At 61.8% G+C, this 23738-nt stretch carries 17 protein-coding genes; 13 read left to right on the forward strand and 4 right to left on the reverse strand.

Annotated elements, in window-relative coordinates:
• Positions 1-25 precede the first annotated feature (25 nt).
• Positions 26-2962, reverse strand: a complete 2937-nt coding sequence (locus NQ490_RS11030) for an acyl-CoA dehydratase activase (RefSeq protein WP_007045847.1) — start codon at positions 2960-2962, stop codon at positions 26-28.
• 515 nt (positions 2963-3477) lie between these two features.
• Between NQ490_RS11030 and NQ490_RS11035 the strand changes: the two genes are divergently transcribed.
• The 13 genes from NQ490_RS11035 to NQ490_RS11095 all read left to right on the forward strand — a co-directional run bounded on the left by NQ490_RS11035 (position 3478) and on the right by NQ490_RS11095 (position 19205).
• On the forward strand, positions 3478-4095 hold the full coding sequence (locus NQ490_RS11035) for an epoxyqueuosine reductase QueH (protein WP_007045850.1): 618 nt from the start codon (positions 3478-3480) through the stop codon (positions 4093-4095).
• A gap of 36 nt (positions 4096-4131) precedes the next feature.
• A complete protein-coding gene (locus NQ490_RS11040; RefSeq protein ID WP_007045851.1) occupies positions 4132-5127 on the forward strand; it encodes a D-2-hydroxyacid dehydrogenase in 996 nt (331 codons plus the stop codon).
• Between the two features lie 12 nt (positions 5128-5139).
• Positions 5140-6435, forward strand: coding sequence for a putative ABC transporter permease (locus tag NQ490_RS11045; RefSeq protein ID WP_007045852.1), 1296 nt, complete (start codon positions 5140-5142; stop codon positions 6433-6435).
• Between the two features lie 114 nt (positions 6436-6549).
• Entirely contained in the window at positions 6550-8526 is a 1977-nt protein-coding gene (locus tag NQ490_RS11050) for a BMP family ABC transporter substrate-binding protein (protein ID WP_007045853.1), read from the forward strand.
• Positions 8523-9167: a metallophosphoesterase family protein gene (locus NQ490_RS11055; RefSeq protein ID WP_007045854.1), complete on the forward strand. Its 645-nt coding sequence runs from the start codon at positions 8523-8525 to the stop codon at positions 9165-9167. The genes NQ490_RS11050 and NQ490_RS11055 overlap by 4 nt, the downstream gene beginning before the upstream one ends.
• A 21-nt stretch (positions 9168-9188) precedes the next feature.
• The gene (locus tag NQ490_RS11060; RefSeq protein ID WP_007045855.1) at positions 9189-10187 is read left to right on the forward strand and encodes an NAD(P)H-dependent glycerol-3-phosphate dehydrogenase; all 999 of its coding nucleotides are present in this window, start codon (positions 9189-9191) and stop codon (positions 10185-10187) included.
• A gap of 11 nt (positions 10188-10198) precedes the next feature.
• Positions 10199-10984 carry a Cof-type HAD-IIB family hydrolase gene (locus NQ490_RS11065; RefSeq protein ID WP_040917433.1) on the forward strand — a complete coding sequence of 262 codons (786 nt, stop codon included), beginning with the start codon at positions 10199-10201 and terminating at the stop codon, positions 10982-10984.
• A 61-nt stretch (positions 10985-11045) separates the two neighbouring features.
• The gene (locus NQ490_RS11070; protein WP_050764714.1) at positions 11046-12185 is read left to right on the forward strand and encodes an FtsW/RodA/SpoVE family cell cycle protein; all 1140 of its coding nucleotides are present in this window, start codon (positions 11046-11048) and stop codon (positions 12183-12185) included.
• Positions 12186-12286: 101 nt separating this feature from the next.
• The gene (locus tag NQ490_RS11075; RefSeq protein ID WP_007045858.1) at positions 12287-13609 is read left to right on the forward strand and encodes a hypothetical protein; all 1323 of its coding nucleotides are present in this window, start codon (positions 12287-12289) and stop codon (positions 13607-13609) included.
• The gene (locus tag NQ490_RS11080; protein WP_007045859.1) at positions 13606-15933 is read left to right on the forward strand and encodes an LCP family protein; all 2328 of its coding nucleotides are present in this window, start codon (positions 13606-13608) and stop codon (positions 15931-15933) included. Before NQ490_RS11075 ends, NQ490_RS11080 begins: the two co-directional genes overlap by 4 nt.
• A gap of 446 nt (positions 15934-16379) precedes the next feature.
• Positions 16380-17405, forward strand: coding sequence for an ABC transporter substrate-binding protein (locus NQ490_RS11085; protein WP_007045862.1), 1026 nt, complete (start codon positions 16380-16382; stop codon positions 17403-17405).
• Positions 17406-17488: 83 nt separating this feature from the next.
• Complete coding sequence (locus NQ490_RS11090; protein WP_007045863.1) at positions 17489-18406, forward strand: ABC transporter permease; 918 nt, start codon at positions 17489-17491, stop codon at positions 18404-18406.
• Positions 18399-19205, forward strand: a complete 807-nt coding sequence (locus NQ490_RS11095) for an ABC transporter ATP-binding protein (RefSeq protein WP_040917435.1) — start codon at positions 18399-18401, stop codon at positions 19203-19205. The genes NQ490_RS11090 and NQ490_RS11095 overlap by 8 nt, the downstream gene beginning before the upstream one ends.
• Before the next feature lie 40 nt (positions 19206-19245).
• On the opposite strand, the gene NQ490_RS11100 is transcribed toward NQ490_RS11095, so the two are convergent.
• From NQ490_RS11100 to secA, 3 genes are all read right to left on the reverse strand, one after another.
• Positions 19246-20298 carry an FAD:protein FMN transferase gene (locus NQ490_RS11100; protein ID WP_007045865.1) on the reverse strand — a complete coding sequence of 351 codons (1053 nt, stop codon included), beginning with the start codon at positions 20296-20298 and terminating at the stop codon, positions 19246-19248.
• A complete protein-coding gene (locus NQ490_RS11105; protein WP_007045866.1) occupies positions 20295-20702 on the reverse strand; it encodes a DUF3783 domain-containing protein in 408 nt (135 codons plus the stop codon). The genes NQ490_RS11100 and NQ490_RS11105 overlap by 4 nt, the downstream gene beginning before the upstream one ends.
• Before the next feature lie 65 nt (positions 20703-20767).
• Positions 20768-23638, reverse strand: coding sequence for a preprotein translocase subunit SecA (secA, locus tag NQ490_RS11110; RefSeq protein ID WP_007045867.1), 2871 nt, complete (start codon positions 23636-23638; stop codon positions 20768-20770).
• Positions 23639-23738 lie beyond the last annotated feature (100 nt).

The raw sequence follows: 23738 nt of genomic DNA on the forward strand, positions 1-23738 counted from the left end.
CCTCTTTTTCAGGAAAGAAGATGCGTCACGCCCGCTCGGCAGCGGCTTCGCGGCGCTCTTCCAGTGCGGCGAACAGGCTGCGCAACCGGATGTTGACGGCGCCCAGGTTGGTGATCTCGTCGATCTTCAGCTGGGTGTACAGCTTACCGCCGGCCTGCAGGATCTCGCGGGTCTCGTCGGTGGTGATGGCGTCCAGACCGCAGCCGAAAGAGACCAGCTGCACCAGATCCATGTCGGGCTGGCCGATGCAGTACTTGGCAGCAGCGTACAGACGGCTGTGATAGGTCCACTGGTTCAGCACCGAGGTGTTGAATTTCTCTTCATGCCAGCTCACCGAATCCTCGGTGACGACGGCCGCGCCCTGCCGGATGATCAGCTGGTCGATGCCGTGGTTGACCTCGGGGTCCACATGGTAGGGACGGCCTGCCAGCACGATGATATGTTTGCCCTCCTTGCGGGCTTCGGCGATGATGGCCGTGCCCTTGTCGCGGACCTGCTGCATATGACGGGCGTACTCGTCGTAGGCGGCGTCGATGGCCGCATGGACGGCCTTCTTGTCCAGCCCCGGGAAGGTCTTGGTGATGGACTGGTAGAACCGTTTGTAGAAATCCTTGCGCCGCTCCAGATTGAAGTAATCGTAGAGCAGCGGGATCTTGGTCAGTTCGGGACAGTTGCCCTCCAGCACTTCGGGATAGTAGGCCACCACCGGGCAGTTGTAGTGGTTGTCGCCCAGGTGTTCATCCAGGTTGTAGCTCATGCAGGGGTAGAATACGGCGTCCACGCCCTGTTCGGCCAGCCAGTGGATGTGACCGTGGCTGAGCTTGGCCGGGAAGCAGGCCGTATCGCTGGGAATGGTAGCCTGTCCGGCCTGGTAGAGTTTGCGGCTGGAGAAGGGGCTGACCACCACCTGGAAGTCCAGCTTCGTAAACAGGGTATGCCAGAAGGGCAGCAGTTCATACATATTCAGGCAGAGAGGAATGCCGATTTTGGCCCGGGGCTGTTCCGGCGCTGGGGCGTTGCGGTAGTCCTCCAGCAGCTTGAGCTTGTAGGCGTAGAGGTTGAGGTCCTCGTTGTTGGCCTTGCCGGTGACCGGCTTGTCGCAGCGGTTGCCGGAAATGAACCGTTTGCCGTCCGCAAAGACGTTGACGGTGAGCTGGCAATGGTTGCCGCAGCCGTTGCACTGTACGGTCTTGACGGTCTGGCTGAAGTTCTCCAGCTCGTCCTGGGTCAGTACGGTGCTGCGGGCGTTCGCTCCGGCATGTTTCAGGCCATGGAGCGCCGCGCCATAAGCGCCCATCAGACCGGCGATATCGGGGCGGATGACCTCCACGCCCATCTCCTTCTCAAAGGCGCGCAGTACGGCTTCGTTGTAGAAGGTGCCGCCCTGGACCACGATGTTGCGGCCCAGTTCCTCGGGGCTGGAAGCACGGATGACCTTGTACAGCGCGTTCTTGACCACCGAGATGGAAAGACCGGCGCTGATGTTCTGGATGGAAGCACCGTCCTTCTGGGCCTGCTTCACCGAGGAGTTCATGAAGACGGTGCAGCGGCTGCCCAGGTCTACGGGCTTGTCGGCGAACAGGCCCAGGGCGGCGAACTCCTTGACATCGTAGCCCAGAGCCTGGGCAAAGGTCTGCAGGAAGCTGCCGCAGCCGGAGGAACAGGCCTCGTTGAGGAAGATGTTGCTGATGGCACCGTCCTCGATCTTGAAGCACTTCATGTCCTGACCGCCGATGTCGATGATGAAATCCACGTCGGGCATGAAATGCTTGGCAGCGGTGAAATGGGCCACCGTCTCCACCAGACCGCGGTCACAGTGGAAGGCGTTCTTGATGAGCTCCTCGCCGTAGCCGGTGGTGGTGACGCTGGCGATCTCCAGCCCCGGATGGTCCTGGTAGAGCTTGAGCAGCGTCTCCCGTACCAGCGGTACCGGGTTGCCCAGGTTGGGGCGGTAGCTCTCAAACAGGATGTTGGCGTTCTGGTCGATGACCACCAGCTTGATGGTGGTGGAACCGGAATCGATGCCGATGTGCACCGGCCCGCACTGGGCGCTGAAGGGCAGGCAGGGAACGGTGGCTTTCAGATGCCGCGCATGGAATTCTTCGTATTCCTGCTGGTTGGCGAAGAGCGGCGGCAGGCTCACGTAGGTGGCCGTGGCGCTGTAATCGTCCAGACGGCGGGCCACCTCGTGCAGGTCGGACTCCTCGTCGGCGTAGAAGGCGGCGCCCAGCGCCACGAAGAGCAGGCTGTTCTCGGGGCAGAGGCCCTTGACGCCCAGCGTCTTGTCAAAGCTCTGGCGCAGCGTCTTGCTGAAGGTCAGAGGCCCGCCCAGATAGACGATGTTGCCCTGGATGGGACGGCCCTGGGCCAGGCCGGCGATGGTCTGGTTGACCACGGCCTGGTAGATGGAGGCGGCGATGTCACCGGCCTGGGCGCCCTGGTTGATCAGCGGCTGGATGTCGCTCTTGGCAAAGACACCGCAGCGGCTGGCGATGGTGTAGGTGCGGGTGGCGGTCTGGGCGGCAGCGTCCATCTCATCGGCGCCCATCTTCAGAAGGGTGGCCATCTGGTCGATGAAGGCGCCGGTGCCGCCGGCACAGCTGCCGTTCATACGCACCTCAGTGCCGTTGGTCAGAAAAAGGATCTTGGCATCCTCACCGCCCAGCTCGATGATGCAGTCGGTGCCGGGCACCAGACGGTTGGCTGCCACACGGGTGGCGAATACTTCCTGCACAAAGGGAACTTTGCAGCTGTCTGCCAGGCCCATGCCGGCAGAACCGGAAATGGCCAGGTAGGCACGGCCGTCGGGCAGGTATTCGGCGGCCACTTTTTCGAGCAGGGCTTTGCCCTTCTCCAGAATATGGCTGAAATGACGTTCGTAGGTGGAAAACAGGATCTCACCGGCGTCGTTCAGCACTACACATTTAATGGTCGTGGAACCAATGTCCAAACCAACTCTCATAGGGATGTAACCTCCTGCGGAAAAACGGGAAATTGCGGGATCGGTATCGTTCCAACGCACTTTTTTGCGTGTGGGAGTCACAAACAGCCTACTCCTACCGATACCATATCATCTTATTCTACCTTTTTTTAGCTGGTTTGGCAAGCCTGCGGGGCGGAAAATGTCCCTTTGGGCCGAAAAAACGCCAAAGCGGCACAGGCTTTCGCCGGTGCCGCTCTGGTGTCAAAAGAAAAGAGGAGTATGGATGAAAAAACTTGGGGTCCCTGCCTCGGGTCGGGTCCCTGCTCCCTTCCTGAGGACACTTACAGTATATCGGTTGTTTGTGACAAAGAGGTGAAAGAAGTTTCAAGAAATTGCAAAAGAAATCGAAACAAATTTTAAAAATCCCTGTCGTAAAAAGCAGGAGAAAATCTGCGATACCTGATGCAAAACGGTGCGGCATATGGTATCATGGAAAAGAGACATCGCAGACTTCCCTCGGGTGGCCTGCTTACCACAAAAAGGAAACAGAAACTATGCCGAATCGAATCAATTACCAACTGGAGATGGAGAAGGTCTTCCGGCAGCTGGAGGCAGAGGGCATCCGCCCGAAGCTCCTGCTGCACGCCTGCTGCGCCCCCTGTTCCAGCGCCACACTGGAGCGGCTGGCCGATCATTTTGACCTGACCATTCTTTATTATAATCCCAATATCTATCCTCCGGCGGAATACCATCGCCGTGAAGCAGAACTGGAACGGTTTGTGGAGCAGGCCGGGTACCGCTTCCCGGTGGTGGAGCTGCCCTACGAACCCCAGGAGTTTTACGATGCCGTAAAGGGGCTGGAACAGGAACCGGAAAAAGGGGAGCGCTGCACGGCATGCTACCGGCTGCGGCTGGAACAGGCGGCACGGTACGCCGCCGAAAACGGGTTTGACTGGTTCTGCACCACCCTGTCCATCTCTCCCATGAAGGACCCGGTGCGCATCAACGCGCTGGGAAACGAGCTGGGGGCACGGTACGGCGTGCGGTTCCTGCCCAGCGAGTTCCGCAAAAAGGACGGCTACAAGCGCAGCCTGCAGCTCAGCGCGGAATACGGGCTCTACCGGCAGGACTACTGCGGCTGCGTATTCAGCAAACAGGAACGGGGCGTCTGACCCTTCCGGAAAAATCATAGAGGAAAAGGAAATACTATGGAAAAACACATCCTTGTGGCGCTGCCCCTGACGGAAGCGCAGCGCGAGACCATCCGGCAGGCGGCGCCCCGGTTTGCCTACCGCTTCACCACCCAGGAGACCGTGACGCGGGAGGAGATCCTCTGGGCGGATGCCATTCTGGGCAACGTGCCGGTGGATCTGATCCGGCAGAATGACCATCTTGCCTGGTTCCAGTCCAACTTTGCGGGGCCGGACCCCTATCTGGAACCCGGTGTGCTGCCCGCCGACTGCCTTGTGACCAACGCCACCGGCGCCTACGGGCTGGCCATCAGCGAGTGGATGCTGGGCATGTGGCTGGCCCTGGCCAAGGATCTGGTGCTCTACCGCGACCGGCAGCACCGCCACGAGTGGAATGCCATCGAGCGTCCGGTGCGTTCCATCGCCGGGGCGCGGGTGCTCTGCGTCGGGATGGGGGACATCGGTGCCAGCTTTGCCCGGCGGGCCCATCTGCTGGGCGCCGAGGTGGTGGGGGTGCGCCGCCATGCGGGAGAATGCCCCGACTATTGCCTGCGGGTGGTGGACACCGCCCACCTGGACGAGGAGCTGCCCGCGGCCGACCTGGTGGCGCTGAGCCTGCCCGGCACACCCCAGACGTACCGGATGTTTGATGCCGCCCGGCTGGCCCGCTGCAAACAGGGGGCGATCCTGCTCAATGTGGGGCGGGGCAGCACCGTGGACTGCGATGCGCTGGCGGCCGCCGTGCAGAGCGGAGCGCTCTATGGGGCGGCCATCGACGTGACCGACCCCGAGCCGCTGCCGCCCGACCATCCTCTGTGGGGGCTGGACACCGTGCTCATCACGCCCCATATCTCGGGGCGATTCAGCCTGCCCCGCACCCTGGAAAACATCGTGGGGATCTTCGCACACAATCTGCAGCGGTTCGCTGCCGGCCAGACGCTGGATAACCAGATGAGCCGCACCACCCGCTATGTCAGCGAGGACACCCCCGGCCGCCGCCTGACCTGCGAATAAGAGGAGCTTTGTATGGGTTTCTATCAGTTTGTCTATCTGTTTTTTGCCTACTCCTTCTTGGGATGGCTGGGCGAGGTCGTCACCACCGCCGTGCGCAAGCGCCGGTATCAGGACCGCGGCGTCCTCAACGGGCCGCTGTGTATTCTGTATGGTGTGGGCGGGCTGACCGTCAGCTTTGCCCTCGGAGAACTGCAGCAGAGCTGGGTTTTCCTGTTTGGCCTCAGTGCCATCTATGCCACCGTGCTGGAATGGGTGGCCGGTCACCTGCTGGAGCGGGTCAGCGGCACCCGGTGGTGGGACTACAGCGATGAATGGTTCAACCTGGACGGCTACATCTGCCTGGGCGCCTCCTTCCTGTGGGGTGCGCTGAGCGTCATCACCATCAAATGGGGCAACCCGCTGCTGCTGGCGCTCTTCGGGCTGATCCCCGTCACCGTGCGTACGGTGGCCATTTGGGTGCTGCTGGTGGTCTTCGCCATCGACGCCGTGGGCACCGTGCTGACCATGCTGGGCCTGCGCTATCGCTGGCCCCCGGCGGAAGCGGTGGAAAACCGTCTGGCAAACCTGACGCTGCGCGCCGGCATGTGGATCCTCGGCAGCGTGGAAAACCGTATGGCCAAGGCTCATCCCGCCCTGACCTTTGAACATCATAAAAAGGCGAAAACCACGGTGTTCGCCGCCGGCTGCAGCCCGTACAAGATCGTGCTGCTGTTTTTCATCGGCGCCTTCCTCGGCGATGTCATCGAGACCATCTTCTGCCGCATCACTGCAGGCTACTGGATGAGCCGTTCCAGCGTGGTGTGGGGGCCCTTCTCCATCGTGTGGGGGCTGGCCATCGCGCTGGTCACGCTGCTGCTCTACCGGTATAAGGACAAATCCGCCAGCTGGCTCTTTGTGGCCGGTACACTGCTGGGCGGCGCCTATGAATACCTGTGCAGCGTCTTCACCGAGGTGGTCTTCGGGGCGGTGTTCTGGGACTACAGCCAGATCCCCTTCAACCTGGGAGGCCGCATCAATTTGCTCTACTGCTTCTTCTGGGGCTTTGCGGCGGTGGCCTGGTTCAAGGTACTTTACCCGCCCATCTCGGACCTGATCGAGCGGCTTCCCCGCCGGGCCGGTACGGTGCTGACCTGGGCGCTGTGCCTGTTCATGGTGGCGGATATCGCCGTCAGTTCGCTGGCCCTCATGCGCTACAACGCCCGTATCGAAGGAGTGCCGGCCCAGAACAGTCTGCAGGTCTACCTGGACGAACACTACGATGACGCCCGTATGCAGGCAGTCTATCCCAAGGCAGTGCACACCGGCTGAGGACGCAGCAGAATTATTTTGTATCTTTCCGCCCAATGTGCTATAATCATTTTGTACGAAGATAAAGATAGAATTTTGTGAAATGTGACACAGGAATCGGAGGAGGATTCTGCCATGACCCGTACAGAGGCAATGGAGTATTACACCAAGGCTCAGAAACAGGGCCAGCGTGAATACCGGGAAAAGACCGCGGCCGGACAGTCCCCGTTCCTGCCGGTGCTGGATGACATCCTGCAGAATGTGGAGATCGAAAACCAGCTGCCGCTGGGCCTGATCGAGGTGCCGCTGGAACTGGTGGTGGGCACCAAAACGGCGGGCCGCACGGCGGCGTTTGCCAGCAACTTCATGCCGCTGCTGGAACTCAAGAGCGAGTTCGGCACCAAGTGGACCAGCCTGTGCATCGCCCACCTGGAGGAAGGCATCCGGGATCCCATCCGCTGCTTTGAATACCTGGGCCGCTTTTATGTGCAGGAAGGCAACAAGCGGGTCAGTGTGCTGAAATACTTTGACGCCAGCAGCGTGTCGGCCAACGTCACCCGGGTGGTGCCGCGGTACAACGAGACGCCGGAAGTGCGTCTGTACTACGAGTTCATGCGCTACTATCCGCTGATCAAGACCTATACGCTGCGGTTCACCAAAACCGGCAGCTTTGCCCGGCTGCAGAAACTCATGGGCAAAGGCCCCGAGGAGGAATGGAGCGACGAGGACCGCGCCGACATCCTGTCGCTGTACAACTGGGTGGGCAAGGCCTTCCGGGCGCATGGGGGCGACAATCTGCGCTGCACCACCGGCGATGTACTGCTGCTGCTTCTGCGGCTGTATTCACGCCAGCAGCTGGCCGAGAGCACCCCGGCGGAGCTGAGCCAGAAGCTGGACGCCCTGTGGGATGACGTGCTGGCGCTGCAGAACGATGACCCCGTCACGGTCAGCGTGAAGCCGGCGGAACCCGCCAAACCCAAGGAGACCCTCATCGAGAAGATCCTGCCCGGCATCCGCCAGACCGCCCCCACCCATCTGAAGGTGGCCTTTGTGCACGAGCGTACGGCGGAGACCAGCGCCTGGACGAGCCAGCATGAATTCGGCCGCAGCCAGCTGGATACCGTCTTTGAGGGCAAGGTGGAAACCGCCGCCTACTTCAACGCCGTGGCGGGGGAGAATGCCGACGATCTGGTAGAGCAGGCCATCGCCGAGGGCGCCGACATTGTCTTTACCACCAGCCCCAAGCTGGTGGGCGCGTCGCTGCGGGCGGCGGTGAAGCATCCGCAGGTGCGCATTCTCAACTGTTCCATGGAGATGCCCTACGCCAGCATCCGCACCTACTATACCCGTGTTTATGAAGCAAAGTTCATCACCGGCGCCATTGCCGGTGCCATGGCGGTGGGGGACCGCATCGGCTATGTAGCGGACTACCCCAGCTTCGGCGTGCCCGCCAACATCAATGCCTTTGCCCTGGGGGCCCGGATGGTCAACCCCCGCATCAAGGTGGAACTGTTCTGGACCTGTCTGCCGGAGCAGGAGGACCCGCTGACCCTCTTCACCCGCAAGGGCATCACGGTGGTTTCCGGCCGGGACGCGCCCATGCCGGGGCGGCCGCAGCGGGAGTTCGGTACCTTCCTGATCCGTCCGGGCGGTGTGCTGCAGGATCTGGCCACGCCGTTCTGGCACTGGGGCCAGTTCTATGAAAACGTGGTGCGCAGCGTGCTGGACGGTGGCTGGACCCGGGACAAATCGGGCACCGACGGCCGTGCCGTTAACTACTGGTGGGGCATGAACAGCGGCGTCATGGATGTGCTGCTCAGCCGCGAACTGCCCCAGGATGTGCAGCATCTGGCACGGATCCTGCGGGAGGGCGTGATCTCCGGCATGATCGATCCCTTTGCCTGCCGCATCACCGCCCAGGACGGCAGCACCAAGAACAGCGGCCGCCGCGGACTGGATCTGGAACAGATCGTGCACATGGACTGGCTGTGCGACGCTGTGGAAGGCCATGTGCCGGAATATGATGAACTGGCCGAGGCTTCCCGTGCCATGTACCGGATGCAGGGAATCCACCGTGACCGTCTGCCGGTGGAGAAGGAGGCCGAACTATGAAGCTGCTGGCCGTTGCGGACGAAGAATGCAAGGCTTTGTGGGAGTACTACAGCCCCGAAAAATTCGAGGGTGTGGAACTGATTGTGGCCTGTGGAGACCTGAACCGGCATTATCTGGAGTATCTGGCCACCATGGTGCCGGTGCCGGTGTTTTATGTGCACGGCAACCATGACGAGGGATACGACAGCCACCCGCCGGAGGGGGCTGTATGCATCGATGATGACGTGATCGAATACCATGGCCTGCGTATTGCCGGGCTGGGCGGAGCCTGCCGGTATCGCACCGGTGCCTGGCAGTTCACCGAGGCGGAAATGAAAAAGCGCGTCAACCACCTGCGCAGCAAGATCGAGCGGCACCGGGGGGTGGACGTGCTGGTGACCCATGCGCCGCTGCATGGTTACGGGGACCTCAACGACCTGGCCCACCGTGGTTTTACGGTGTTCCGGGAACTTCTGGACCGGTACCATCCGCAGCTGATGCTGCACGGTCATGTACATATGAATTACGGCGCCAACATCCAGCGGGAGCACCTGTACGGGTCCACCCGCATCGTCAACTGCTTTGAGCGGATCTATCTGGATGTGGAACCGGCGCCGCCCCGGCCGCAGCATCGGCTGATGTCGCGCCTGTGGCAGAGATAATCTAGGGTAAGGAGAACAGTTATGATCAAAATCGCAGTCTTTGGCGCGGGTACCTGGGGCATTGCTCTGGCGCGCCTGTTGGCGGTCAACGGACGGGATGTCACAGTGTGGAGCGCCATTCCCACCGAACTCAAGTCCCTGAGCACCACCCACCGTCACCCCAATCTGCCCGGCATGGAACTGCCGTCCACGATGCACTACACCGCTGACATCGCCGAGGCCTGCGCCGGCAAGGACATCCTGCTGTTTGCGGTGCCTTCTCCTTTTGTGCGTTCCACAGCCAAGAAGGCGGCACCCTACATTTCCGACAGCCAGCTGATCGTGGATGTGGCCAAAGGCATCGAGGACAAGACCCTGATGACCATGAGTGAGATCATCGAGGATGAGCTCACCAAGCAGAAGCGGTCGGCCAGGGTGGTGGCCCTCTCCGGCCCCACCCATGCCGAGGAGGTCGCCCGGGATATGCCTACCCTGATCGTGGCCGCCAGCGAGGACGAGGAAGCCGCCAAGGCGGTGCAGAAAGCCTTCTCCACGCCCACCTTCCGGGTCTACACCAACACCGACCGCCGCGGCACCGAGCTGGGCGGTGCGGTGAAGAATGTCATCGCGCTGGCCGTGGGCATCGCCCTGGGCCTGGGCTACGGTGACAACGCCAAGGCGGCGCTCATCACCCGCGGCAACGCCGAACTGTCCCGCCTGGGCATCGCTATGGGCTGCAAGCCCGAAACCTTCTCGGGCCTCTCAGGTATGGGTGACCTGATCGTTACCTGTACCAGCATGCACAGCCGCAACCTCCACGCCGGTATGCTGCTGGGCCACGGGAAGACCGTGGAGGAAGCCAAGACCGAGGTCGGTCAGGTGGTGGAGGGCATCAACGCGCTGCCTGCCGCCTGCCGTCTGGCCAAGAAATACAAGGTGGACATGCCCATCGTCCAGAGTGTGGACGCCATCCTCGGCGGCCGTCTGGCGGCCAGCAATGCGCTGGCTTCCCTGATGGGCCGTGATCTCAAACGGGAGTGAGGTACATCGGTATGGAGCCTTCCATCCGGGCCGCCTTCTTTGACATTGACGGCACACTGCTGCCCTTCGGGGCCGAGGCACTGCCCCTTTCCACCCGGAACGCTCTGGAAACCCTGCATCGCAACGGCGTCCGGACCTTTATCGCTACCGGCCGTCCGCCCATCCATCTGCCTTTGTTGCATGCGCTGGACGGGATTCCCTTCGACGGGTATGTGACGATGAACGGCCAGTATTGTTATCTCCGCGACGGTACCCTGCTTTACGACCATGCCATCGACCCGGCCTCCCTGCGCACCCTGCTGCCCTACATCCAGCGGGAACGCATTTCGGTGGGATTCATCGAAAAAGACCGTTCCACCTTTAATCTCATTGATGACCTCAGCGCTGAGTTCTGTCAGCGGATGCAGCAGGACATCGGGGACGTGGCGGCCCGCATCGAGGCGGCTCCCATCTACCAGCTCAGCGCTTTTCTGCCGGAAGCCAAGGAGGCGGAATTTCTGCGCAGCTGCCCGGGCTGTGTGGCGGTGCGCTGGAATGACGCCTTTGCCGACGTACTGCCCGCGGGCGGCGGCAAGACCGAAGGGCTCGCCCATGTGCTGAAGGCCCTGGGCCTTGCACGGGAGCAGGCCATCGCCTTCGGGGACGGCGGCAACGATGTGGAGATGCTGCGCTGGGCGGGCATCGGCGTGGCCATGGGCAATGCCTGCCCGGAAGCCAAAGCGGCCGCCGACTACATCACCGACGATGTGACCGCCGACGGTCTGGCCAAGGCGCTGCGCCATTTTGGCCTGCTGTGACCGGACGGTTTCGCATACCAAAGGATCCCTCTGCGTAGACTATACGCGGGGGGATTTTTCTATGTCGTCCTACGCACAACGTCTGCGGACGCGTCTTGCGTCCTGTCCGGCACTGGATGTGCCCTTTCTCGCCATTCTGCTGATCCTGCTGTGTTACGGCCTTATCATGCTGTTCTCGGCGGGGTATGCGGTGGCGCTCTACCGCCGCGGTGATGCCTACACCTACATCCGGCCTCAGCTGCTCTTTGCGGCACTGGGCGTGGCGGCCATGTATGCGGCCAGCCTCATCGACTATCACGTCTGGCACAAGCTGGCCTGGCCTATGCTGGGGATTTCGCTGCTATTGCTTACCATCGTTCTCTTTATGCCGGAGTATAACGGCTGCAAGCGGTGGATCGTGCTGCCGGGACTGGGCACTCTGCAGCCCAGCGAGATCGCCAAATTTTCGGTGGTGCTGGTGTTTGCCCATATCATCTCGCTGAACCATGACCGGATGAAGACCTTTTCCACCGGTGTGCTGCCTTTCGGGCTCATCCTTGGCACCGTGGCGGTGCTCATGCTGCTGGAACCCCACCTTTCGGGTACGCTGCTCATCCTCTCCATCGGTGCGGTGCTCATGTTTGTGGGCGGCACCGGCCTCAAATGGTTCGGCATTGCGGGCGGTCTCGGCGTGGGTGCCATTGCGGCGGCCGTTATCGCCCTGCCGGAACTGGTGCCCTATGCCACCGATCGCCTGGTCTCCTGGCAGGACCCCTTTGCCGACCCCCTGGGGGAGGGGCATCAGACCATCCAGAGCCTCTATGCCATTGCGTCGGGGGGCATTGCCGGGCTGGGGCTGGGCAACAGCCGCCAGAAATACCTCTACGTGCCGGAGCCCCAGAATGACTTCATCTTTTCCATCCTCTGTGAGGAGCTGGGCTTTATCGGGGCGGCGCTGGTGGTCCTGCTGTTTCTTCTTCTGCTGCTGCGGGGCATCTCCATCGCCGTGCGCGCCCGGGATAAATTCGGCGCCCTGCTGGTGGTGGGTTTTGTGGTGCAGGTGGTGCTGCAGGCCATCCTCAACATTGCGGTGGTCACCAACACCATCCCCAACACCGGCATCAGTCTTCCATTCTTCTCCTCGGGCGGCACCAGCCTGATGATGCTGCTGGGGGAAATGGGCATTGTACTCTCGGTCTCCCGGCAGGCGGACCTGGTTTGAACTGTCAACAAATTCCGACAAAATTTCACAGGGCCACGGTTGAATCCCGTGGCCTTTTGCCGTATAATAAATCAGTATTTCTAGGAGAATGGGGTGAAGCCGTGCCGGAAACACAAAACCGTAAACCGCCTTTTGCGCTGCGGGCGCTGGCGGCCTTCGGCGTGACGCTGGTACTTCTTTTTGTGCTGCTGCTGGGGGCCTGTGCGCTGCCCGGCGAGCCGGTGCGCGCCCACCTGACCGCTTCGGCGGCGACCATCATCGAGGAAGGTCTGTATCCCTCCTATTTTGGGTGTAAGCTTTTCCAGATGGACAACTACACCGACACCCTCATGCTGATGGAAGCGGCTTCCGCCGACGAGACGGACCCACTCACCGCCATGATGACCAATACCGCCTACAACGTGGACAACTTTGAAACGCTGGGGGAGGACCTGGCCGCCTATCTGGAGGCCCGGGAGGCAGGCAAGACGGGGGAGCAGGCCGGGCTGGAACCTTTTTCCTATGCGCGGTACTGGCATGGGTATCTGATCTGGGTGCGGCCGCTGCTCTGCCTCATGCCTTACAGCGGGGTGCGGGTGGTACAGTATATCCTGCTTTTCGCGCTGTTTGCGGCGGTGCTGGTGCTGCTGCGCCGCCGTGCCGGACTGCGGGCGGCCCTGTGGTTTGCTGTCAGCCAGCTGCTGGTGACGGTCTTCTGGGTGCCGCACCAGATTCAGTATTTCACCTGTTTTGCCGTGGCCTATGCAGGCTGCGTCTGGGTGCTGGCCAGGCCCCGCCGCAGCGATGTGCTCTGCCTGGGGCTGGTGGTCCTCGGCACGGTGACGGCTTTCTGTGATCTTCTGGTCACGCCGATCCTGACCCTGGGACTGCCGCTGGTCTGCTGGCTGCTGGAACCCCAGCAGCGGCTGCGCGCCGGCGGCAGACAGTGTGCCCTGGTTGTGGGCGGTGCCCTGAGCTGGGGTGCCGGGTATGGTGTCTGCTGGGCCCTCAAATGGGTACTGGCGGGCCTTGTGACGGGACAGAGCGTCATCGACGATGCTTTGCACCAGATCGGCGTGCGCACCGCCGCCGACACCTGGCACGGCATGGAATTGACATGGCGTAATATTATACAGTTTGTATATTCTACGCTGGCGGACCGGAGCCTGTTCTGGCCGCTGGTGGGGCTGTTTGTGGTGGCTGTGGCGGTGTTTGCGCTCAGCGTCCGCAGCCGTGCGGCGCTGGTGCGGGCCTTGCCCCTGGCCCTGGCGGCGGCCATGCCGCTGGTCTGGTTTGCCGTGCTGCGCACCCACAGCATCCAGCATGGATGGTTCACCTGGCGTGCCCTGGGCCTGACGCTCTTTGCAGGGCTGGCCTTTTTGTATTTTGCCTGTGATCTGCGCAAGATGACGCGACGTTTGATGGGAAAAAAGGAAAGTATATGAAAACGACGGAAGAAAAACCGAAAACCGAAGCGGCCGGGAAGGTCCGCAAGAAGCTGCCGCGGTGGGGCAAGATCCTTATTGCGGTGGTGGTTGTGCTGGCAGTGGTGGCAGGTGCCGGAGCGCTGTATGTCAACGGCAAGCTGGACCTGCTGCGCTACGATGACGGCAGCGTGGATGGTGTGGGAACCATCCACGCCAGCGAAGACCAGGACCTGGATGCCAGCGGTCTGGTACATAACAGCGACGAGATGGAGATGCCCGAGGGCAGTCCCTTCGCCGACGAAAATGTGCTGAACATCCTGCTCATCGGCACCGATGAGCGCACCGAGGCCGTCAACGATGCCGATGCCTTCACCCATCTGAACCAGCTGGACGGCACCGAGGATACCACCGAATTCAGCGATGATGCCCGGGCGGATGCCATGATTCTTGTCTCGCTGAACATCAACGATCATACCATCCGACTGGCCTCCATCGAGCGTGCCACCGGCGTGCCCATCCTGTTGGACGGTTACGAGGGCCAGTATGACTGGATCACCCATACCTTCCGTTACGGTGGCGCCAAGCTGACCATGGACACGGTGGAGGACTGCTTCAACGTGCAGGTGGATCACTATGTGCGGGTGAACTTCAACTCCTTCGTACAGATCGTGGACGCCGTGGGCGGTGTGGACATCGAGATTACCGATCTGGAGGCCAAGGCCCTGAACTGGGAAGTGCCCTCCAACTCCATGCTGATCGTCAACAAGGTGGAGCCGGGGCTCAACCATTTTGACGGCTACACGGCATTGCAGTATGCCCGTCTGCGCAAGATCGACAGCGACTGGAAGCGCATTGAGCGCCAGCGCACCGTGATCAACGCAGTGCTGGATCAGGTCAAGAACGCCAGCGTGGTGGAGCTGGACAATCTGCTGAACACCGTGCTGCCGCTGGTGCAGACCAACTTTACCAAGTCGGAAATCACGGCGCTGCTGGTGCAGCTGCCGGCCTTCCTGGGGGCCGATGTAGAGCAGCTCTCGCTGCCGCTGCAGGGCACCTACGGGGTGCGCACCGGCATGGATGACCGTCTGATGTACGATCCCGATTGGTATGTGAATACCACGGCGCTGCAGGATTTCCTGTACAACGGTAAGACGGCCGACGAGGTCATCGCAGCCACACCGGAGACAGCCGCCGCCGAAGAGGAAAGAAAAGAGAGTGATTCGGATAGCGACCCGGCATCCGAATCAGAATCCACCTCTGCCTGGGACCGGGAGACCGATCCGGCGGAAACATACATCCGCCAGAATCTGCATACAGTGGATCTGGCCTATCCGCTCAGCGACAGTGACTTCGGCAGCAGCGAGTACCGCCTGTTCCTGGCTTCCCTGGGCGGCAGCCGGGATATCGATGTGCGGAACACGCTGGTGGATTACCTTGCCGCCCAGGGCGTGCGGGTGATCGCGGTGCCGGGCGGTGCGGCGGCCGGTATGCTGCTGGACGACTACCTGCAGACCGGCGACGGTGTCTCGCTGAGCCGCTATCTGGCCACGCTGCCCGCCGACCAGCGCGCCGAGGCGCGGATCCTCTGGCAGGAGACCTACCGTCAGTATCCCGGCGCGCTGCACGCGGCGGGTGTGGGGGCGGACTCCGCCCAGACGGCGGTGGGCTATGCCGCACAGCTGCTGACAGGGCAGAGTGTGGGCACGCCGGCCGAAGAACTGGAAAACGCTGTGCAGGGAATGCAGAGCGCCAATGCCCGCACGGTGGTCTACTGGTTCCGCCAGGCCATGGAGGAACAGCCCGAGGCCATGGCGGACTATCTGGGCGAGGATGCCTTTGCGCTGGCCCAGCGTCTGTACAATGGTTTGCAGGGCAACCTGGAAGCAGGGGACGATCAGGTCACGGAAGACCTCACCCAACTGCTGGAAGCCTGGCCGGAGGAACAGATCCTGGCCTTTGTGCCGGGGGACGCAGCCCTGCAGAGTGGGGACAGTGTAGCGGCCCGACTGCAGGAAACGCTGGATGAGGCGGACGAAAAGGTCTGCTCCATCGGGGTGCTCTACGGCAAGTGGCGCAACGACACGACCTTTAACCCCGAGGAAGAGGGCCTCTGGAATGCCGAGGGCCTGGGAGACTGGCTGGGCGAATATGTCACCCCCGGCAAGGATCTGCTGCTGGCGCTGGACGGCGAGGATTGCCCCTTTGATGATGGTGAAACCTCGTTGCTGCAGGACGCCGAAGCGGATGTGACCCGTGTGGCGCAGAAGCTGCTGATTCTGAATCCTGACAACAAGGTCAGCACGGCGACGCCGGAAGATGCCGCGTCGGATACGGCTTTCTGAACTTTTTTGCCAAAAGGCGTTGACAAACGCGCGGCATTGTGGTATAAATGCTTCAAACCAATGAAGCGAAAGTAAAACTGCAAGCGCAGCTACAGAGAGTCCCCGGCGCTGGAAAAGGGATGCAGAGCGGTGCAGTACAATGGTTCGCGGAGGGCACGGGGAAAAGGCAGAGCCTGAGTATCCGTTGACGGGCGCTCCCGTTACAGGGCAGGGGAATGTTGGTTCCCTACAGAGTGGCTATGCCAGGCATAGCAAGCAAGGTGGCACCACAGATCGTTGTATCTGCCCTTGCACGGAAGGAATCCTTCTGTGCAAGGGCAGTTTTGTTTTTGCACACCAACCCGAGGAGGTTGCAACGATGAAGATGATCCAGCTGAAAGAGCGATGGCGACCCTTTTTGGCCGAACAATGAACCATCTATGATTTGCTGAAAAGGAGATTCTACCATGAAAAAGTTTGTTGCTGTTCTGTCCGCCGCCGCCATGATGACCAGCCTGGCCGCCTGCGGTGCCACCGCTGACACCACCGCCGGTTCTTCCTCTGCCGCGTCCTCCGCCGCCACCGCCGAGGCGACTTCCGGCGGTTACAAGATCGCCATTGTCCAGCAGATGGACCACTCCAGCCTGGACGAGATCCGCACCGCCATCGAGGCGGAGCTGGACGCCAAAGCGGCAGAGCAGGGCATCGCCATCGAGTATAAGGATTTCAATGGCCAGAACGATGCCACCACGCTGAACCAGATCGGAACCCAGGTCATTTCGGACGGCTATGACGCCGTCATTCCCATCGCCACGCTGGCGGCCCAGTGCATGGCCACCGCCTGCGAGTCCACCAAAACGCCTGTGATCTACGCCGCCATCTCCGATCCGGCGGCCGCGGATCTCACCGGGATCGACTACGTTACCGGCACCTCCGATGCGCTGAATACCCAGTCCATCCTGGACATGATGCTGGCCGTCCAGCCCGACGTCAAGACGGTGGGGCTGCTCTACTCCAACTCGGAAGCCAACTCCGCCACGCCCATTGCCGAGGCCAAGGAATACCTGGATTCCAAGGGGATTTCCTACATTGAAAAGACCGGCAACACCAACGATGAGATCCTCACCGCGGCGGCCAGCATGGTAGGCCAGGTGGATGCCGTCTTCACCCCCACCGATAACGTGGTCATGAACGCTGCGGCAGCCGTCTCCGAGACGCTGACCGAGGCGGGCATTCCGTTCTATACCGGGGCCGACAGCTTCGTTACCGCCGGTGCCTTCGCTACCAACGGCGTCAACTACACCGAACTGGGCACCTACACCGCTGACATGGCGCTGGATGTGCTGGAGACGGGCACCGTGCCGGAATACCATGTGATGGACGGCGGCATCATCACCGTCAACACCGACACCGCCAAGGCGCTGGGCATTGACTACAGTGCCTTCCAGGAACTGGCCGGCAAGGTGGTGGAAGTGACCACCAGCGCCCAATAATCTGACTTTGCAAAGAGAAGGGGACGCCATCACGTCCTTTTCTCTTTTGCGCTGAATCCCCATACAAAGGAGCGTTCTGTTTCATGTTTACCGTTGCCACCGTGCTCAGTGCACTGGAACTTGGCTTTATCTACGCGCTGGTTGCCATGGCGTTGTTTCTGAGCTTCCGTGTGCTCAACATCGCCGATATGACCACCGATGGCGCCTTCACGCTGGGATGCGCGGTGTCCGCCACCGCGGCTGTGGCCGGGCATCCCTTTCTCGGGTTGCCGCTGGCCATGGTTTCCGGTGCAGCAGCCGGGTTTGTCACCGCTTTTCTGCAGACCCGTCTGGCCGTGCCCTCCATTCTGGCCGGCATCATCACCAACACCGGACTGTACACCGTGAACCTGGCGGTTATGGGTTTTTCCTCCAATGTGCCTATGCTCAAGACCCAAACCATCTTCACCGCCGCCCAGACGGTGCTGGGGGACAGCGCCCCCTACAAACTGCTGGTGGCGGTGCTCATCACGGTGGTGGCCTGCGTGCTGCTGATCCTCTTTCTGGGCACCCGGCTGGGCCTTTCCATCCGGGCCACCGGTGACAATCCCGACATGGTGCGCGCATCCTCCATCAATACGACCTTTACCATCACGGTGGGGCTCTGCATTGCCAACGCCATGACGGCCCTCTCCGGCGCCGTGCTGGCCCAGTACCAGAAATCCGCCGACATCAACCTGGGCACCGGCATGGTGGTCATCGGCCTGGCATCGCTGATCATCGGCGAGACGCTTTTCGGCCGGAGCGGTATGTGGCGCAAAGCCGTGGCGGCGGTGGCCGGCAGCGTGATCTACCGGTTCATCATCGCCATTGCCCTGCGGGCCAACGTCCCGTCGGAATGCCTCAAACTGATTTCCGCCGTCATCGTGGCGCTGGCCATTGCCGCGCCCGCCCTGCAGGCGCAGGCAGCCTTCCGCCGCCGTCGCGCCCGCGCCGAGAAAGAAGGTGCTCCCCGTGCTTGATCTGAAACATGTGAGCAAAACCTTCAACCCCGGCACCGTCAACGAGAAGGTGGCGCTGCAGAATGTGGACCTCCACCTGGAGGAGGGCGATTTCGCCACCATTGTGGGCTCCAACGGGGCGGGTAAATCCACCCTGTTCAATGCCATCGCCGGGGAATTCATCGCCGACACCGGCACCATCACTCTGGCGGGGCAGGACATCACCATGATGCCGGACTATCGCCGCTCCAAGGTCATCGGCCGGATGTTCCAGGATCCCCTCAAGGGAACGGCCCCCCACATGACCATCGAGGAAAATCTGGCCCTGGCTTTCCTGCGTGCTTCCCATCAGACCTCACCGTTCTCACGCATCAGCAAGGCGGACCGGGCGCTGTTTGCCGAAAAACTCTCGGCGCTGGGCCTGGGCCTGGAGGACCGGATGAAGCAGCCGGTGGGGTTGCTCTCGGGCGGACAGCGCCAGGCGCTGACCCTGCTCATGGCCACCCTGGTGACGCCCAAACTGCTGCTGCTGGATGAACATACGGCGGCCCTGGATCCCGCTACCGCCGAAAAGGTGCTGGATCTGACCAAAAAGATCGTGGCGGAACACCATATCACCTGCCTTATGATCACCCACAATATGCACGATGCCCTGACTCTGGGCAACCGGACCCTGATGATGGATCACGGCCGCATCGTGCTGGATGTGGGCGGGGAAGAGCGCACCCACATGACGGTGCCGGAGCTGCTGGAACGCTTCGCCCAGAATGTGGGACACCAGCTGGACAACGACCGCATCCTGCTGAGCAAGGATGCCTGAATGCAAGAAGGACCACCCCGCAAGGGTGGTCCTTTTTCCGTTATTCGGTGGGTTGTCCGGTCCAGCCGTCGCTCTGGGTGGTGCTGCCGTCCGGGTACATCCACAGGGCTTCGTACCCTTCGGCGTTTTCCAGTACGGTGCGGCCGGTCTCTTCCGGCAGACAGAACAATGCCGTGGAAAGGGCATCCCCGGTGCCGCCGCCTCCGGCCGGGGCCAGAATGGCCACGCTGCTGCAGTACCGTGCCGGATACCCGGTGGTCAGGTCGATCAGGTGGGAGTACCGCACCCCCTCATACTCGAAGTAACGCTGGTAGTCCCCGCTGACGATGAGGCTGTAGCCGTCGGGCAGGGTGAGCGTCTGAATGTAGGTAGGCTCGTTGCCCCAGGGATTTTCCACCCCCACGGTCCAGGCCCCCTCGCTGTTGGCTTTTTCTCCAATGGCCCGCAGGTTGCCGCCGATGTTCAGCAGGGCACTGTCCAGACCGCGGGCCTGGGCGGCTTCCGCGGCTTTTTCCACCGCATAGCCCTTGCCCACAGCCCCCACATCCAGGCTCATGGCAGCATCTGCAAAGAACACCGTATGGGCAGCGGCGTCCAGCTGCAGGTTTTCCATCGAGATATGCCCCAGTGCCTGCTCGATCCGGGCGCTGTCCGGCGGGGCAGGGGCGTCGCTCTCCCGGGCGTCGTGCCAGAGAGAGAGCACAGCCCCGGCAGCAATGTTGGTGGCGCCGTCGGTCTCGGAATAGATGGTATTGGCGCACCAGTCCAGAAACCCATACAGGTCATCTTCCACCGCCACCGGCGCTTCGGCAGCCCGGGCGTTGACATCGCAGAGGTTCACCATGCCGTCATAGGAATGGTAGATGTCAAACAGCTGGTGGTAGTGGAGCAGATCGGCGTGCAGGGCCTCCATCTGCTCGTCCCATTCCGCCTGGCTGCGGGCGTACCCCTTGACCACCGAGACAGTGTCGAAGAGATCGAACCAGGTGGTGGTGTAGAGCGTGCGGCGGTTCACTGCGCTGGTGACGACGATGGCCGCCAGCAGGACGGCTGCCGCCAGCGCCAGACCGATGCGCGGCAGACGGGAGGTCATGGGTTGCCGCCCTCCGATACCGCGTCATGTTCCCGGTTCAGCTCCAGCAGCAAGGCGGACAGCGTCCAGCCCTTGCTGGTGGGGGTCACCATGGCACGCAGCGGCAGGTCGGCGCCGCTCTCCCGCACCAGGTCGATGAACCGGCCCAGTTCCCCGGTCTGGTGGCTCAGCCCGCTGACGATCAGCGCCGGGCGTTCCGGCACGGCGATCAGCGGTGCAAAGGCGGGGGCGGCCTTTCCGGCACAGAGATCCCCCACGATGCCGCCCAGCTCGGCGTTGCCCACAAGGCGCAGCTTAACACCGCAGGCGTGCGCGGCCCGCTCCACGGCCTCGTAGCCGGCGCTGGACGAATCAAACCGCCACAGCAGTGCGCAGCGGGGTTCCCGGACAATATGTGCTTTCATAACAGATACCTCGTGTTGCAAAAAGCGCGCCGTCTTGCGGCGGCGCGCTTCAGGTCAAAGAAAATTTACAGGTCGGGATGATATTCCTTGCAGGTGCACTTCTTCCACTTCAGACCGCTGCCGCAGGGGCAGGGATCGTTGCGGCCGATCTTGGTCACCCGCACCGGAGCCGCGCCCTTGGCGCCGGCCTTGGCAGGGGCGCCTTCGCCGGTGGGCTTGGCGACCTGTTCCCGCTTGGGCTGGGCGCTCTGCTGGCGGATCTCGATGGTCAGCAGCATGTGGACGGCATCCTCCCGGATGGAAGCGATCATCTCGTCAAACATGGCAAAGCCTTCGATGCGGTACTCCACCACGGGATCGTGCTGGCCGTATCCGCGCAGACCCATGCCCTGTTTGAGCTGGTCCATGTTGTCGATGTGCTCCATCCACTTGGAGTCCACGTTGCGCAGCAGGCAGATGCGCTCCAGTTCCCGCATGGTGGGGGCACCGTACTTGGCTTCCTTGGCGGTCAGGATGTCCATGCCGCGCTTGTACAGCTCGTCGGCGATACCCTCGCGGGTCACGTCGTTGAGCTGTTCCGTGGTGTAGTTGAAGTCGGTGGGCAGGCAGAGCCAGTTCATGAAATGGCGGCGCAGACCGGCAAAATCCCAGTCGTCGGCGGTGTCGCCGTTGAGGTAGTTGGCGCAGGCATCGTCGATGCTCTGGCGCATCATCTCATGGAGCTTGTCGGAGATATCTTCACCGTTGAGCACCATCTGGCGCTGCTTATAGATGATCTCGCGCTGCTGGTTCATGACGTCGTCGTACTGCAGCACCTGTTTGCGGATGGCAAAGTTGGAGGCTTCCAGCTTTTTCTGGGCGCTCTCGATGGTGTTGGTGATGAGCTTGTTCTCGATGGGCACATCTTCCTCGAGACCCAGGGTATCCATCAGGTTCTGCACCCGCTCGCCGCCGAAGATGCGCATCAGATCGTCTTCCAGGCTCAGGAAGAACCGGGACGCACCCGGGTCGCCCTGACGGCCGGCACGGCCGCGCAGCTGGTTGTCGATACGGCGGCTTTCGTGGCGCTCGGTGCCGATGATGAACAGACCGCCCGCTTCGCGCACGGCCTCGGCCTCCCGCTTGACTTCCGGCTCAAACTCCGCGCACAGCTCATCGAACCGCTTGCGGGCCGCCAGAATCTCGGCGTCCTCGGTGTCGGCATGGCCGTCACACTCGGTGAGCAGCATTTCCAGCTTGGCGTCGATGTCCGCTTCCGGCGGGGTGGGCAGCTCGGTGCCGGTGGCCTTGGCACGGGCCTTGGCGTGCTCATACTCGTCCTTGCGCTGGTCCAGGTCCTTGGTCAGCTCTTTGGTCAGTTCCTTCTTCAGGGCTGCCTTGGCCATATAGGTCACGTTGCCGCCCAGCATGATATCGGTACCACGGCCGGCCATGTTGGTGGCGATGGTCACGGCGCCCTGCTTGCCGGCCTGGGCGACGATCTCCGCCTCGCGCTCATGCTGCTTGGCGTTCAGGACGTTGTGCTCGATGCCGCGCTTTTTCAGCAGCTTGGACAGCGCTTCGCTCTTCTCCACGCTGACGGTGCCCACCAGAACGGGCTGGCCTTTGGCGTGGCACTCCGCCACCTGCTCGATGACCGCGTTGTACTTGCCGTTGACGGTTTTGTAGACGCTGTCCGGCAGGTCCTTGCGGGCGCGGGGCTTGTTGGTGGGGATGGTGACGATCTGCAGACCGTAGATCTCGCTGAACTCGTCAGCCTCGGTGGAAGCCGTACCGGTCATGCCGGCCAGCTTGTCGTACATACGGAAGTAGTTCTGGAAGGTGACGGTGGCAAGCGTCTTGCTCTCGGCGGCCACGTTGACGCCTTCCTTGGCCTCGATGGCCTGGTGCAGACCGTCGTTGAACCGGCGGCCGTACATCAGACGGCCGGTGAACTCATCCACGATGATGACCTCGCCGTCCTTGACGATGTAGTCGGTATCGCGGTGCATGACGCCCCGGGCCTTGATGGCGCCGTCAATGTAGTGGCGCAGAGCCATGTTGTCGGCGTCGGCCAGGTTTTCCACACCGAAGTAGGCTTCGGCCTTCTGGACACCGGACTCGGTCAGGGTGGCGGTCTTGCGCTTCTCGTCCACCACGTAGTCGCCGTCCACCTGTTCCTCGGCGGCCACCTTGTCGTCCAGTTCCACGATGACGCTCTTCTTCAGCGTCTTGGCGAAGTCGTCGGCGCGCTTGTACATGGCGCTGGAATCCTCGCCTTTGCCGCTGATGATCAGCGGGGTACGGGCCTCGTCGATGAGGATGGAGTCCACCTCGTCCACGATGGCGTAGGCGTGACCGCGCTGGACCATGTTGGCCTTGTAGACCACCATGTTGTCCCGCAGATAGTCAAAACCGAATTCGTTGTTGGTGCCGTAGGTGACGTCCGCCTCGTAGGCCTTTTTGCGGTCGGCCGGGGCCACGCTGTGGACCACCAGACCCACGGTCAGGCCCAGGAAACGGTACACCTTGCCCATCCACTCACTGTCGCGGCGGGCCAGGTAATCGTTGACGGTGACCACGTGAACACCCTTGCCGGTCAGAGCGTTGAGGTAGACCGGCATGGTGGCCACCAGCGTTTTGCCTTCACCGGTCTGCATCTCGGCGATGCAGGCGCGATGCAGTACGATGCCGCCGATGATCTGCACCGGGTAGGGTTTGAGGCCCAGCACACGCCAGTCGGCTTCGCGGCAGACGGCAAAGGCTTCAGGCAGCAGGTCGTCCAGCGTTTCGCCTTTGGTCAGCCGGTCCTTGAACTCGGTGGTCTTGGCCTGCAGCTGCTCATCGGTCAGCTTCTGCATTTCCGGCTCCAGTGCCAGCACCTTGTCCGCCAGAGGCTTGATGCGCTTGAGCTCTTTGTCCGAGAAAGACCCGAACAGTTTTTCAAAAAAAGACATAGGAAAACCCCTGTATTTCCGCCGCAATCAGGCGCGGCAAGTTAGTTTTACACACTCTAATATAATACACCCGCACAGGGGATGCTGTCAAACCTGTGCG

It is taken from the genome of Subdoligranulum variabile, from assembly GCF_025152575.1.
GTDB classification, from domain to species: domain Bacteria; phylum Bacillota; class Clostridia; order Oscillospirales; family Ruminococcaceae; genus Gemmiger; species Gemmiger variabilis.

What these genes read in the sequence shown, in the direction of transcription:
- NQ490_RS11070 (WP_050764714.1), top strand. Translation starts at nt 11,046, where the DNA reads ATGTCGTCCTACGCACAACGTCTGCGGACGCGTCTTGCGTCCTGTCCG.
- NQ490_RS11090 (WP_007045863.1), top strand. Translation starts at nt 17,489, where the DNA reads ATGTTTACCGTTGCCACCGTGCTCAGTGCACTGGAACTTGGCTTTATC.
- NQ490_RS11040 (WP_007045851.1), top strand. Translation starts at nt 4,132, where the DNA reads ATGGAAAAACACATCCTTGTGGCGCTGCCCCTGACGGAAGCGCAGCGC.
- NQ490_RS11100 (WP_007045865.1), bottom strand. Translation starts at nt 20,298, where the DNA reads ATGACCTCCCGTCTGCCGCGCATCGGTCTGGCGCTGGCGGCAGCCGTC.
- secA (WP_007045867.1), bottom strand. Translation starts at nt 23,638, where the DNA reads ATGTCTTTTTTTGAAAAACTGTTCGGGTCTTTCTCGGACAAAGAGCTC.
- NQ490_RS11080 (WP_007045859.1), top strand. Translation starts at nt 13,606, where the DNA reads ATGAAAACGACGGAAGAAAAACCGAAAACCGAAGCGGCCGGGAAGGTC.
- NQ490_RS11065 (WP_040917433.1), top strand. Translation starts at nt 10,199, where the DNA reads ATGGAGCCTTCCATCCGGGCCGCCTTCTTTGACATTGACGGCACACTG.
- NQ490_RS11050 (WP_007045853.1), top strand. Translation starts at nt 6,550, where the DNA reads ATGACCCGTACAGAGGCAATGGAGTATTACACCAAGGCTCAGAAACAG.
- NQ490_RS11060 (WP_007045855.1), top strand. Translation starts at nt 9,189, where the DNA reads ATGATCAAAATCGCAGTCTTTGGCGCGGGTACCTGGGGCATTGCTCTG.
- NQ490_RS11085 (WP_007045862.1), top strand. Translation starts at nt 16,380, where the DNA reads ATGAAAAAGTTTGTTGCTGTTCTGTCCGCCGCCGCCATGATGACCAGC.
- NQ490_RS11045 (WP_007045852.1), top strand. Translation starts at nt 5,140, where the DNA reads ATGGGTTTCTATCAGTTTGTCTATCTGTTTTTTGCCTACTCCTTCTTG.
- NQ490_RS11105 (WP_007045866.1), bottom strand. Translation starts at nt 20,702, where the DNA reads ATGAAAGCACATATTGTCCGGGAACCCCGCTGCGCACTGCTGTGGCGG.
- NQ490_RS11055 (WP_007045854.1), top strand. Translation starts at nt 8,523, where the DNA reads ATGAAGCTGCTGGCCGTTGCGGACGAAGAATGCAAGGCTTTGTGGGAG.
- NQ490_RS11035 (WP_007045850.1), top strand. Translation starts at nt 3,478, where the DNA reads ATGCCGAATCGAATCAATTACCAACTGGAGATGGAGAAGGTCTTCCGG.
- NQ490_RS11030 (WP_007045847.1), bottom strand. Translation starts at nt 2,962, where the DNA reads ATGAGAGTTGGTTTGGACATTGGTTCCACGACCATTAAATGTGTAGTG.